Source organism: Labilibaculum manganireducens, from assembly GCF_002843385.1.
Taxonomy (GTDB): domain Bacteria; phylum Bacteroidota; class Bacteroidia; order Bacteroidales; family Marinifilaceae; genus Labilibaculum; species Labilibaculum manganireducens.
Genome location: NZ_MVDE01000035.1, coordinates 18,474 through 32,234 on the forward strand (window position 1 = coordinate 18,474; position 13,761 = coordinate 32,234).

13 protein-coding genes are annotated in these 13,761 nt (G+C 35.9%); 9 read left to right on the forward strand and 4 right to left on the reverse strand.

Annotated elements, in window-relative coordinates:
• Nucleotides 1-81: 81 nt before the first annotated feature.
• Nucleotides 82-1,212 (reverse strand): tRNA guanosine(34) transglycosylase Tgt, encoded by a 1,131-nt coding sequence (tgt, locus tag BZG01_RS17390; protein WP_101311118.1) that lies wholly within the window; start codon nt 1,210-1,212, stop codon nt 82-84.
• A 246-nt stretch (nt 1,213-1,458) separates the two neighbouring features.
• On the opposite strand from tgt, the gene BZG01_RS17395 reads away from it, so the two are divergent.
• From BZG01_RS17395 to BZG01_RS17425, 7 genes are all read left to right on the forward strand, one after another.
• Entirely contained in the window at nt 1,459-2,592 is a 1,134-nt protein-coding gene (locus BZG01_RS17395; protein ID WP_143470934.1) for a glycosyltransferase, read from the forward strand.
• Nucleotides 2,583-3,197 carry an RNA polymerase sigma factor gene (locus BZG01_RS17400; protein WP_101311120.1) on the forward strand — a complete coding sequence of 205 codons (615 nt, stop codon included), beginning with the start codon at nt 2,583-2,585 and terminating at the stop codon, nt 3,195-3,197. Before BZG01_RS17395 ends, BZG01_RS17400 begins: the two co-directional genes overlap by 10 nt.
• Before the next feature lie 76 nt (nt 3,198-3,273).
• Nucleotides 3,274-3,894 carry a 16S rRNA (guanine(527)-N(7))-methyltransferase RsmG gene (gene rsmG / locus BZG01_RS17405; protein ID WP_101311121.1) on the forward strand — a complete coding sequence of 207 codons (621 nt, stop codon included), beginning with the start codon at nt 3,274-3,276 and terminating at the stop codon, nt 3,892-3,894.
• A gap of 103 nt (nt 3,895-3,997) precedes the next feature.
• Nucleotides 3,998-4,156 (forward strand): 50S ribosomal protein L34, encoded by a 159-nt coding sequence (gene rpmH, locus BZG01_RS17410; RefSeq protein ID WP_096429514.1) that lies wholly within the window; start codon nt 3,998-4,000, stop codon nt 4,154-4,156.
• A gap of 288 nt (nt 4,157-4,444) precedes the next feature.
• The gene (locus BZG01_RS17415) at nt 4,445-5,272 is read left to right on the forward strand and encodes a PASTA domain-containing protein (RefSeq protein WP_180327375.1); all 828 of its coding nucleotides are present in this window, start codon (nt 4,445-4,447) and stop codon (nt 5,270-5,272) included.
• Between the two features lie 13 nt (nt 5,273-5,285).
• Nucleotides 5,286-6,362: an RluA family pseudouridine synthase gene (locus tag BZG01_RS17420; RefSeq protein WP_101311123.1), complete on the forward strand. Its 1,077-nt coding sequence runs from the start codon at nt 5,286-5,288 to the stop codon at nt 6,360-6,362.
• Between the two features lie 16 nt (nt 6,363-6,378).
• Complete coding sequence (locus BZG01_RS17425; RefSeq protein WP_101311124.1) at nt 6,379-7,350, forward strand: D-alanine--D-alanine ligase; 972 nt, start codon at nt 6,379-6,381, stop codon at nt 7,348-7,350.
• 391 nt (nt 7,351-7,741) lie between these two features.
• Here the strand turns inward: BZG01_RS17425 and gcvP are convergent, their stop codons facing one another.
• The 3 genes from gcvP to thpR all read right to left on the reverse strand — a co-directional run bounded on the left by gcvP (nt 7,742) and on the right by thpR (nt 12,360).
• A complete protein-coding gene (gcvP, locus tag BZG01_RS17430) occupies nt 7,742-10,633 on the reverse strand; it encodes an aminomethyl-transferring glycine dehydrogenase (RefSeq protein ID WP_101311125.1) in 2,892 nt (963 codons plus the stop codon).
• Nucleotides 10,634-11,013: 380 nt separating this feature from the next.
• Nucleotides 11,014-11,664: an MBL fold metallo-hydrolase gene (locus BZG01_RS17435; protein WP_101311126.1), complete on the reverse strand. Its 651-nt coding sequence runs from the start codon at nt 11,662-11,664 to the stop codon at nt 11,014-11,016.
• A gap of 123 nt (nt 11,665-11,787) precedes the next feature.
• Nucleotides 11,788-12,360 carry an RNA 2',3'-cyclic phosphodiesterase gene (gene thpR / locus BZG01_RS17440; protein WP_101311127.1) on the reverse strand — a complete coding sequence of 191 codons (573 nt, stop codon included), beginning with the start codon at nt 12,358-12,360 and terminating at the stop codon, nt 11,788-11,790.
• A gap of 121 nt (nt 12,361-12,481) precedes the next feature.
• Between thpR and elbB the strand changes: the two genes are divergently transcribed.
• Entirely contained in the window at nt 12,482-13,135 is a 654-nt protein-coding gene (gene elbB / locus BZG01_RS17445) for an isoprenoid biosynthesis glyoxalase ElbB (protein WP_101311128.1), read from the forward strand.
• 60 nt (nt 13,136-13,195) lie between these two features.
• A complete protein-coding gene (locus tag BZG01_RS17450; RefSeq protein ID WP_101311129.1) occupies nt 13,196-13,756 on the forward strand; it encodes a hypothetical protein in 561 nt (186 codons plus the stop codon).
• The last annotated feature ends 5 nt before the right edge of the window (nt 13,757-13,761 follow it).

Sequence of the window (13,761 nt, forward strand, 5' to 3'; positions counted from 1 at the left end):
GAATAACAAATTTCGGAATAAAAGTATAACTTATTCTTCAATTACCAATCGAGCAGAATCTATTGTAAGCTTTTTTAACAGTTATAAACGGGCAGCTAATTTCTTAACCATGATTTCTTTCCATGATGCAAAAGTTCCTGCATTAATATGCTCTCTTGCTTCGCGTACCAGCCACAGGTAAAAAGCCAGATTGTGAATACTGCAGATCTGGGATCCCAGCAACTCCCCCGAATGAATCAAATGCCGAACGTAAGCTTTTGAATAGGCCTGATCCACATATGATGTTCCATTAGGATCTATTGGTGAAAAATCATCATGCCATTTCTTGTTTTTAATATTGATAATTCCTTCACTTGTGAAAATCATACCATTTCTTCCATTTCTGGTAGGCATTACACAATCAAACATATCAACACCTCTCGAAATGGCTTCCAATATATTAACAGGAGTTCCAACTCCCATCAAATATCTCGGTTTATCTTTAGGCAGAACCTCATTTACAACCTCTATCATCGAATACATATCTTCCACCGGCTCACCAACTGCCAAACCTCCAATTGCATACCCTTCCCGATTTAGAGATGCTGCATGTTCAGCTGCTTTAATCCGCAAATCGTTGTAAACACAACCTTGTATTATCGGAAATAAAGTTTGCGAATAACCATATTTTGATTCTGTCTCATCAAATCTTTTCACACAACGCTCTAACCATCTTTGAGTAAGCTCAAGTGAAGTTTTTGCATACTCATAAGTAGATGTTCCGGGAGGACATTCATCAAATGCCATAATAATATCAGCACCAATGGTTCTTTGGATATCCATTACATTTTCCGGAGTAAAGAAATGCTTCGAGCCGTCAATGTGTGAACGGAACATTGCACCTTCCTCTGATAACTTCCTGTTTTCAGCCAAAGAAAACACCTGAAATCCACCACTATCTGTTAAAATAGGCCGATCCCAACCATTAAACTTATGTAAACCACCCGCCTTCTCCAGCACATCCAAACCTGGACGCAAATACAAATGATAGGTATTACCTAAAATAATTTCGGCATTAATATCATCTCTTAACTCTCTCTGATGTACACCTTTTACAGAACCAAGTGTTCCTACCGGCATAAAAATGGGCGTTTGAATTTTCCCATGATCCGTAGTTAACTCCCCTGTCCTCGCCGAAGACTTAGTATCTGTATTCAGTAATTTAAAATCCATATGACCTATTTATATTTACTTACAATCAGGTATCTCAACCAATTAGTAAAAAAATCAGGCAGCAAAGATACTAATTAATCTTATTTCTGAATCACTTCCCTTGTCCGAAGGTAAACTGACAATCCCTAAAGCTAGAATATCAGACACATAGACAAGTCATCTTTGCTAACATAAATCAATCTGCATATCAAAATTTTTTTATCGATAAGAATCTCTTATTTTTGAGGCACATAAACATGCCTGAATTTGGAAACAATAATTACTCTGCCGACTTCTTTTAATCAATGGGCTATCCTCATTGTTCTCTTGGTTGCTTTTTGCATACAGATGTTATATCAACTTCGGTACATCCAATTATTCAAAAAAGAGAAAAAAACCAATCACAACATAAAAACAGAACCTGTTTCTATTGTTATATGCGTGAAAAATGAGGAATGTTATTTACAAGAAAATCTTTCACTATTCCTGGAACAGGAGTATCCCGACTTTGAGTTAATTTTGGTTAATGATGGTAGTGAAGATGAAACCGAGACGATAATTACAGAGTTTCAGAAAAGATACCCTCATCTTCGCTCTACAAAAATACCTTTGGATGATAAATTTCAACACAACAAAAAGCTGGCCTTAAGTATTGGGATTAAAGCAGCTAAGAATGAAAAAATAATTTTCACCAATATCCATAGTAAACCCTCAAGCAGCAAATGGCTGCAGGAATTCGTAGACTCATGGGACAAAGGAGTACACATAGGCTATGCTAATTTTGAGAACAAAAAAGGCTTTTTTTATAATTTTCTTAAATTCGATTTACTCTCAAAAAATATCAAAAGTGCTGGTTTTGCTTCTTCAGGAAACGCTCATTCCGGAAATGGTGATAATTTGGGATATAAAAAATCCGATTTCTTTGCAAACAAAGGTTTTGTGAAGCATTCCCACTTTGAGGCTGGATATGATCACCTAATGGTTTTTCAACTTGCTAAACTTTCCGGAGCATCTGTGTGCCTTCAGCCCGAGGCCAAAATTAACCTGTCTTCAATTTGTGCTTTTGACCAATGGATCAGAATCAACAGACATTATTACAAATGCAGAAAATACCTTCCCTTCAAAATTCGTTTACTTATTGACTTAGAACCAATAAGCAAAATGATCTTTTACAGTATCAGTATTTACGCGTTACTCTTCACACACTTATACTTTTTCACTGCAATTATATATTTAACAAGAATAATACTAATTAGGAGCTTATTTAAAATAAGTACCAGGCATTTGAAGGAAGAAAATTTATTTTTATCTTCGTACTTATATGAGATTTTTGTGTTATTTTCAAAAATATATTTTTTGTCTACAAATTTCATTCTCAGTAAAAGCAACCAATGGAAATAAATCCTAACCTCTCGGAAAAAGCTCAATACGACTACAGGCTTGTTTTATCTGCTATTAATGGTACTCAAAAAGCATATGAGGAGCTTTTCAAAAGATACAAAGACGCGATCTTCTTCATGTTGCTAAAAATGGTGAACAACAAAAATGATGCAGAAGATTTAACGTTTGAAGCATTTGGGAAAGCATTCAGAAACATCAAACAGTATTCTCCAAAATATGCATTTAGCACCTGGCTGTTCAAAATTGCTTCCAATAACTGTATTGATTTTCTCCGAAAAAAGAAAGGCAATACTATTTCTATTGATGGGAAAGATGACTCTGAAAACGAGAGAAGTATATCTTTGGAATCCAACACGCTAAACCCTGAACAAGAATTTATTAGGGATCAGAAAGCCCGAATAATGCGCAGTGAGGTAGGTCGTTTAAAAGAACGCTACCGAAGGCTAATAGAGTTGCGCTATTTTGAAGAATTTTCCTATGAGGAAATTGCAAAAGAATTAAATCTGCCTATTGGCACTGTAAAAGCACAATTATTTCGAGCACGGGAATTACTTTTTAACACTCTAAAAGATACTGAGATAAAGATTGATAAGAAAAAAGACTAAACAGCATCCTCACTTCTTTTTCATTCGCATCTTCAAAATTTAGCCTATATTTGCCAAGTTTAAATTTACATTTGGCATGGAAATCATCAAAAAATACTTTCCCAATTTAACTGAAGAACAGGAACAAAAATTCTTCAGATTAAAAGAATTATACACTTTTTGGAATGAGCAAATTAATGTTATTTCCAGAAAAGATATGGATTCACTCTATGAACATCACGTTTTACATTCTTTAGCAATAGCCAAGGTGATTCAGTTTACTCCCGGCACAAAGATAATGGATGTTGGAACGGGTGGTGGTTTTCCAGGAATTCCACTGGCTATTTTATTTCCAGAATGCAGTTTTTATTTAATCGACTCGATCGGGAAAAAAATAAAAGTTGTAACCGAAGTTGCGAATGCACTAAATCTGGAAAATGTAAAATCCGAACACATTCGCGTACAACAGGTTAAAGATAAATTTGACTTTATTGTAAGCAGAGCTGTTACGGCATTCCCAAAATTTGTAAACATGGTTCTTAAAAATAGTAGGGTGAAAGATCAAAATAGTTTACCCAATGGAATAATTTATTTAAAGGGTGGTGATTTTGATGATGAAATCTCCGAATATGGAAGCAGAATCAGTGTTTACGAATGCTCAAATTATTTCTCGGAGGAATTCTTTGAGACAAAAAAAATAGTACATCTTGATATTTAGTGAAAATAAAAGGGCTGATCTTTTTGTTAGATTAAAAAAAACCCTATTTTTGCAATCCGAAATCAACGCATATAATAACTTTATTCGATAAAAATTTTTCGCGATGAAAAGAACATTTCAACCTTCAAATAGAAAGAGAAGAAACAAGCACGGATTCAGAGAGAGAATGGCTTCAGCAAACGGCAGAGCTGTATTATCTCGTAGAAGAGCCAAAGGCAGAAAAAAACTATCTGTTTCTAGTGAACACAAACACAAGGCTTAATTTTTAAATTAAGTTGACGATATACAGAAAGTAAAGGATTCTATATTCTTTACTTTTTTGTATTTTATAGAATAGACAATATTCTATTATTGATGAAGATGGAGTTCCGAGGGAGCTCTTTTTTTATGGATTAATCTCAAATCAAATAATTAGTTCCGGTTTGCTCCATTTTTTTCTATAATCTAAAAAATCTCTGCTATTTTTGTAGAAAGCAAAAGAAAAGTAATTCAAGCAATATTTTCTTTTGCAGGTAGTTGTTTATAAAGAATTCTAAAGCCCCTAATGAGGATGAAATCAGTAAATTTCTTTACGAGTAAGCTATTTCTAATACAGATTGGAATCGCTTTATTAATTACAATAGTTCTAATTTGGATCACTCTAATTAGTTTAAGATGGTACACCCATCACGGAGAAGAACTTGAAGTTCCGGATTTATATGGTATGAGTATTGAAGAAGCCGGAAATAAACTGGAAACTGAGCAATTGGTTTTCTCTATCTACGATTCTATATACAATCCCAAATTTGCTCCGGGCACGGTTCTTGACCAAAGACCTTTAGCTGGTGCGGTTGTTAAAAGAAAGAGAAGTTTATTTTTAACCATTAATGCCAACAAACCTGAACAGGTTCGTTTCCCTAATTTGGTCGATAATTCATTCCGGCAAGCCTATGAATTATTAATAACCAATGGTTTTCAGATTGGAAAATTAGAATACGCCGAAAATCAATTTTTTAACCTTGTGCTATTTCCAAAATACAACGGTGATACAATATTTGCCGGCAGTATGGTTGATAAAGGCGCAAGCATAGACTTAGTTCTGGGAAAAGGGGATAACAATGGAACTATTGCTCCAAATTTAATTGGGAAAACAAAATCTCAGGCAAAAGAAAAAATCATTCTATCCAATATGAATTTGGGAAAAATACAATTCGATCAATCAATTACCAGCCATTTTGATTCTATTCAATCCAAAGTTTGGAAACAATATCCTTCTTTTGATAACGATCAAAGGATTCAACCTGGTTCTAAAATTGATATCTGGCTAACACGGGATTCGGTAAAACTACAACGCGCTGATTCTCTGCAGCAACTAAGTTTAAGCAACTTGCTTTACTAAAACAACTGAAAAAATGACTGAAAAAGAACCATTAGATAATTTCAATGTTGACGAAGATTTGGATGCAAACCAGGAACAATTCGAACATTTTCGTTTTGAGGCCGATCCTGGACAAAATCCTCTTAGAATAGACAAATTCTTAGTTGACCGAATGTTAAACTCATCGAGAAATAAAATTCAAGATGCTGCTGACAATGGAAACATTTTGGTAAACGGTGTACCTGTTAAGAGTAACTACAAGGTAAAACCAAAGGATGTAATCACCGTTGTGTTGAGTTATCCGCCAAGAGAAATTGAAATTATTCCTCAGGATATTCCTTTAAATATTGTTTATGAAGATGATGCTTTTTTAATCATTAATAAAGAGCCGGGAATGGTTGTACATCCTTCCTACGGGCACTATTCGGGAACATTGGTTAATGCTTTGGCTTTTCATTTGCAAAACCTCCCTTTATTTAATGCAAAAGATCCTCGTCCGGGGTTGGTGCATCGTATTGATAAAAACACATCCGGGATATTGGTAATTGCCAAAACCGAAGATGCTAAAACCAAACTGGGATTGCAGTTTTTTAATAAAACAAGTGACCGTAAATACAGAGCATTGGTTTGGGGAAATCTTGAAAACGACGAAGGAACAATAACGGGTCATGTTGGAAGAAATCTTAAAAACAGAAAAGTTATGGATGTTTTCCCTGATGGTGAACATGGAAAGCATGCTGTAACCCATTACAGAGTTTTGGAAAGACTTGGCTATGTAAATTTGGTAGAATGTGTTTTAGAAACCGGAAGAACTCATCAAATCCGTGCCCACTTCAAAAGTATTGGTCATCCCCTATTCAACGATGCTGAATACGGAGGAGATGATATCAGAAAAGGAACCACCTTTACCAAGTACAAACAATTTGTTCAGAACTGTTTTAAAATTTGTCCGCGCCAAGCCTTACATGCTAAAACATTAGGCTTCAATCATCCGGTAACCGGAGAATATATCTCATTTGATTCGGAGATACCTGATGACATGTCCACTTTAATCCAGAAATGGAGAGATTACACCTCTAACAGACCTATAGAGGAAGAAGAAGAGCAATAAAACTATAATATACCCAATGAAAAGAACAATCGCTGTAATTGCAGGTGGAGATTCTGCTGAATTTGAAATCTCCCTGCAAACTTCAAATCATATTTTCTCATGTCTGGATGCTGAGAAATACACTCCTTACTTAGTAATACTAAAAGGACCAGATTGGAATATAAAAATCGACGATCGATATTATCCGATCGATAAAAATGATTTTAGTTTTAGCACTGAAGAAGGTAAGGTAAAGTTTGATTTCGCGTATATTGGAATTCATGGAACTCCCGGAGAAAATGGAATTTTGCAGGGATATTTAAAATTACTTGCTGTTCCCCATTCAACCTGCGATGTTTTTAGCAGTTCGCTTAGTTTTAATAAGCATGCTTGTAATTCCTACTTAAAATCGTTGGGCTTTAAGGTTGCCAAGTCGATTCTTCTTAAAATAGACCAAAACTATTCGACCCAAGCAATAAATGAAAATCTGGGCATGCCTTGTTTTGTGAAACCAAATGCAGATGGTTCTAGTTTTGGGATTTCGAAAGTTAAAAAAGTTGATGAACTGGATGAAGCCATTGCCAAAGCTTTTGGTGAAGGAAAAGAAGTTATCATCGAAGAATTTATAGACGGATTGGAATTCACCTGTGGTTTAGTGAAGACAAAAAAAGAATCCCTTGTATTTCCAGTAACAGAGGTATTGCCTAAAAAGGAATTCTTCGATTACGAAGCCAAATACGATCCCACAATGGCTGATGAAATTACACCAGCGAGAATTTCAGAAGAGCTAACTCTTCAAATACAGAATTTATCTTCGGAAATTTATGACGCTTTAAAATGTAAAGGGATTGTTCGGGTTGATTACATGCTTCGAAAAGATGAAATTTTCATTTTAGAAGCGAATACTATTCCTGGAATGACAGCAACGAGTTTTATACCCCAACAAGTTGCAGCTATGAATATAGATTTAAAAGATATTTTGAGTATGGTGATTGAAAATGAATTTTAAATTAATTTAAACATCTGAATTACTGACAATTACAATATTTAGTTAAATGAAGAGAAAACTGTCTTTTTTTCATTTTTTTTTCATTTTTTTCCGTCTCAAGGAAAGACTTGCAGCAAAAGGGAAAGAGTCATTTTTATGAAAATCAATCAGACAAAATATAAACTCTAAGCTCTTACTAACCAAAACTTTTTCAGAACCCTAACGTAAACACACATAGATTTAATGAATTTATTCAATTCATTATTTTCATAGTTAAATTTTAGGGTTAGTAATAGAACAAAAAGGAGGCCGGGGCAGCCTCCTTTTTTGTGCCCATAATTTCGCTCTTGTTTATAAAAAAAATCCGATGAAAATTAACTCACCGGATTTTAAAATATTTATCTGATATTACTTAGTCAACATCGATATGTTCTTCCATATAAGCTTCTAATGGTGCACATGTACACATCAGGTTTCTATCACCAAAAGCATCATCAACACGAGCAACCGAAGGCCAAAATTTATTATCAGCAACCCAACTTAACGGATAAGCTGCTTTTTGACGATTGTATGTATGATTCCACTCATCAGCAGTTAATACCCTATGTGTGTGAGGTGCATTTTTCAATACATTGTCAGAAACATCAGCAACACCATCTTCAATCTCTTTCATTTCTTCATTGATTTTCGCCAATGCCTCAATGAAACGATCCATCTCTTCCAATGGCTCACTTTCGGTTGGTTCAACCATTAATGTACCATGAACAGGGAAAGATAATGTTGGAGCGTGGAATCCATAATCCATTAATCGCTTAGCGATATCGGTATCGGTAATTCCAACTGATTTATTAAACTCGCGGCAGTCAAAAATCATCTCGTGCCCAACGCGCCCTTTTGCTCCTTTATATAAAATTTTGAAACCCAGCTTCTCGAAAGATGAAGCCAAATAATTAGCATTCAAAATTGCCGTTTTTGTAACTTGCTCCAAGCCATCAGCACCTAACATGGCAATGTAACCATAGGTAATTGGCAATACACTTGCCGACCCGAATGGTGCTGCTGCCACTGCCGTAATTGCATTTTCGCCGCCAGTTTTCACAAATTTGTGAGCAGGTAAGAATTGCACCAAATGTTCAGCCACTGCAATTGGACCAACACCAGGTCCGCCGCCACCATGAGGAATTGCAAATGTTTTATGAAGATTCAAATGACAAACATCAGCACCAATTGTACCCGGATTTGTTAAACCAACCTGAGCATTCATATTCGCTCCATCCATGTAAACCTGTCCTCCGTTTTCATGAATCAGATTCATCATTGCCTTAATACCTGTTTCGAACACACCATGTGTAGATGGATAGGTGATCATGTATGCACACAAATCATCTTTGTGTTTTTCTGCTTTGGCTTTTAAGTCCTCAAATTCTACGTTTCCGTTTTCATCGCAGTTGACAATCACAACTTTCATTCCAGCCATTGTAACCGAGGCAGGATTTGTTCCGTGTGCTGATGATGGAATTAAAACCACATTTCTATGGCCTTCACCTCTTGAGATATGATATTCGCGAATCACCATTAATCCGGTATACTCACCGGCAGCACCTGAATTTGGTTGTAAAGTACAACCTGCAAATCCGGTAATAACCGAAAGCCATTTTTCAAGATCTTCAATAATTTCCTTGTAACCAAGAGCCTGATCAACAGGAACGAATGGATGAATTCCTCCAATCTCCGGCCAGCTGATTGGCAGCATTTCCACTGCGGCATTCAGCTTCATTGTACACGATCCCAAAGAAATCATAGATGTATTCAATCCAATATCTTTCTTTTCCAAGCTTTTAATGTAACGCATCAAAGCCGTTTCGGAACGGTAACGTTTAAATACATCCAGAGTTAAAAATTCACTTGTTCTTGCATATTTTGAATCGAATGAAATTTTATCTTCAATACCCTCCACAACAACTTCATTTTTACCTGCTGCTTTTGAGAAAATGGTAAGAACAGCACTTAATTCCTCTGCACTAATTTTCTCGTCAATTGAAATACCAATTGTAGTATCGTTAATGTAATAGAAATTGAATTCAGCCTGCAATGCAGCTTTGCGAATTTCCTCAACAGAAACCCCGGCAGGAATTACAACCTGCAAAGTATCAAAGAAGTTTTCAACAGTTTGTTGATACCCCAAGGATTTTAATCCATCAGATAAGATACCTGCAGCTGAATGAATGTGCATTGCAATTCTCTTCAAACCTTCCTGACCGTGATAAACACCATAGAAACCAGCCATTGTAGCTAACAAGGCTTGCGCTGTACAGATATTAGAGGTTGCTTTTTCGCGCTTAATATGCTGTTCGCGGGTTTGCAAAGCCAAACGCAAAGCATTGTTTCCCTGAGCATCCTTGGTAACGCCAATAATACGTCCGGGAATGCTTCTTTTGTAAGCTTCGCGACAAGCCATATATGCTGCATGAGGTCCGCCATATCCCATTGGAACACCAAAACGCTGAGATGTACCGACAACAATATCAGCACCCCACTCACCTGGAGGTGTTAACAGCACTAAACTCATTAAATCAGCCGATACAGCAACCAATGCTTCAGCCTGATGAGCACGCTCAACAAAAGCTGCATAATCTTGAATACTACCGTTTGAAGCCGGATATTGAACGATAGCTCCAAAAACCTGATCAGTAAATTCAAATGTATTGAAATCACCAACAACAAGCTCGATTCCCAGAGGAGTTGCACGAGTAGTTAAAACGTCAAGAGTATGAGCAAAAACATTCTTATCAACAAAAAACTGATTTGCATCAGCCTTTTTCTTGGCGCGGGAACGCAGAGCCTGCATCATATACATTGACTCTCCTACGGCAGTTGCTTCATCTAAAAGAGAGCTATTAGCAAGTTCCATTTTGGTTAAATCCAAAATCATAGTCTGGAAGTTCAATAAAGCTTCCAATCTACCCTGCGATACTTCTGCCTGATAGGGTGTATAAGGGGTATACCATCCTGGATTTTCCAATACATTTCGCTGAATAGCAGCCGGAGTAATGGTATCGTAATACCCTTGTCCTATGAATGTTCGGAATACTTTGTTTTTAGCAGCAATTCCTTTAATCTTCGAAAAATATTCGTATTCTGATAATGCTTTTGGAAGGTCTAATGCTTTTTCCAAACGAATATCTGAAGGGATTGTTTCATCAATCAGGGCTTCCAGAGAAGGAGCACCAACAGTTTCCAACATTGTTTTAATATCGCCGTTACGAGGTCCAATGTGACGGGAAACAAACTTTTCAGTTGCCATATTGTTGTTTAAATTAGGTGTTGTTTATAAAATATTTGTGTTCGTAAAAGTAGTAAAAGATTTAAATTTACGAGGAGGTTGAACCCTGAATTTAATCACTGTTATCCAATATCCTCATACCCAACAACAATCCCTCTTAATAAACTGTTTTATAGAGTGATACAAATATGATTTTTATCACATTTACAGCTTTCTTTTAAGTGAGTTTGGGATACAAAGAGAGGGTGTCCAAAAAGAAATATTTTGTATTGAATTGTCATGTTGAGCAAAGTCGAAACATCTGTTTTTCAAAATGAAAGATTCTTCGTCCCGATTCATCGGGATCAGAATGACAAATAGAACAATACTTTTTGGACACCCTCTGGAATATTTTAATTGATTTAACTCAATCCTTTTAAAAACAAATTCTTAGATCTTTCATGTCCGATAGAAGTTGCCGGCCCATGCCCTGGGTAAACACAAACTTCATCGTCAAGAACCAAAAGTTTGGTTTTGATTCCTTCAATTAATTGCTCGTAATTTCCGTAAGGTAAATCGGTTCGCCCAATACTTTCGCGGAATAAAACATCACCTGCAATTAAAAATTTTTGTTTCTCATTATAAAACACCACATGACCAGGTGAATGTCCGGGAACATGAATCACTTTCAACTCCGAATTTCCAAATTTAATAATGTCACCTTCCTTAATCAGCTTCCCAATAGGAGGTGGCTCCACTACATTTTCCAATCCTAATCGAACCCCGTAATTAGGAGCTTCAGCCAACAAAAATTCATCATCTTTATGAGCTTCAGTAAGCAGACCAAACTGATCTTTCATAAATTGATTGCCCAAAACATGATCGATATGCAAATGTGTATTCAACTGCTTTACCAGTTTCAGCCCTTTCTTTTCAACCAAATCAATCAGCTTTCTGCCTTCGTCTTTAAAGAAAACACCACAGTCAATCAAGACTGCCTCCCCTGTTTCATCATGTAATATGTATGTGTTTTCCTGCCAGTGATTAAACACCAATGTTTCTATCGTAATCATATTCGAATATTTTTAAGTAGCCCAAATTTACATTTAATCATTAATTTAAAAAATCCTGATGAGAGGAAAATTTAAAAGCCGTTTATAATTATTTATTTCAACACTTTACGAATGAAAAACAACTCACACATTCTGATTTTTCAAGCTAAAAGCTTCCAAAACATGATAAACGGGTCCATCTTTCGTAAGTAAACTTTCCATGAGTACAAACTTATCGATAAGAAGCTCACTATCTTCCCATTCTTTCCATTTCAGCAGGCATTTCTTTACCTTTTCAGGATTCTTAACTCCTCCTTTAATCCTGCCAATAGTAAGGTGAGGTGTATATTTATAATCCTCAGACACTTTACTTTCAAGGTGAATTCGAATTTTCTCCTGCAGTTTATATAAGCCTGAAGTTGAATTAATGCCAGCCCATAAAATTCTTGGGTGCTCGATTGAAGGAAAAGCGCCGAGCGATTTTAAATTCAACCGAAAAACATCAAAATCAGCTCCAATCGTCTTCAATTTATCCATAATCGCAGCCATTTCCTCAATACCTGTCTCTCCCAGAAAAAGAAGCGTAATATGAAATCCGTTTTTATTCACCCATTTTATTCTTTCTTCATCTAAATCAAATCCAACTTGACGAAAAAGCTCATTAATTTGATGTGTATTATCTATCTTTATTGCAACAAATATACGTTTCGTCTTCATTCTTATAATTTGTATTTATAAAAATGGAATTAGTTCAGGCTAATTCCACAATGAAATATAAAGAACAGATATTCGTTTATTTAAAACAAACATCATAAACCGTAAAATAAAGTATCTAAAAATGAATTCAAAGAAAAAATTTGCAGTTGTTCTAGCAGGATCAGGTGTCTATGATGGTTCTGAAATTCATGAAGCAACCTTAGCCTTATATTCCATTTCAAAAAACGGAGGAAGCTATCAGGTTTTTGCTCCAAACGTCAATCAATACCATGTAATTAACCATATTACAGGAGAAGAAATGCCCGAAACAAGAAATGTATTGGTCGAGGCTGCCCGGATTGCACGAGGAAATATCAAAGATTTAAAGGAGTTCTCGGCCGACGAGTTTGATGCCATTCTTTTCCCCGGAGGATTTGGTGTTGCAAAAAATCTATGCACATTTGCTTTTGAAGGTGCAGGCTGTCAGGTAAATCCAGATGCTGAAGCCGCCTTAAAAGCGATGCACAAAGCAAAAAAACCAATCGGTGCCTTATGCATCGCTCCTGCCCTTATTGCAAAAGTTCTGGGAGATGTTGAAGTTACCATCGGACAAGATGAAGAAACTGCTGAAGCAATTTCTAAAATGGGAGCAACTCATGTTACAACAACTCACGGTGAAATTGTATTTGATAAAGAGAATAAAATTGTGACAACTCCTTGCTATATGCTTGATGCAACAATTGCTCAAATTGGTGATGGCGCAGACAATGTAGTGAAAACAATTATGGCATTATAAATAAACCATTAGCTGTTGGCTTTTGGTTGCTTGCCATTAGCCAACATCATAATTCCTTCTATGAAAAACCGAAACACCAAAGATGCTGCCGAAAATCACATCTATCCTTTCATCTTTTCCAATTTAATCCTTTTTGCCGCTGTTTTCTTCTCCCTTAATTCTGCGTATGAGGCGGCAATTCTTCTGTATAGCATGGCTCTGAATCTATTTGTCAACTGGCTGATTTTTTATTCCTCGCAAAAAAAGAAATTGATTCATTTTTCCGAATACTACAACAACATAATTATAGGAATATTTTGCATTGCCTCCTTTTTACCGGTTTTTTTCCTGATGCTGCCTGTACTTCTTTTTCCTGAAACCTCACGCTTTATTCTACTAATATCAAGCCTGTTAATTTCTTTTCTACTCAAAGCAATCATCATTAAAAAATATAAATGGGAAAGAAAGGCTGAACAATACATGAACCTGTACAGAATGAATATCGAGGAAAAAAAAGAACAAGCCTTTGACGATTTAAAGAAATTTATTGAGGAATCGGGGCACAATAAGTTTGCTGATTACTTAGAGAAAAACCAGATGTTTGATCGCAGAATGGAGGAATATTTAAGCACTAAACGTTAGGGAAA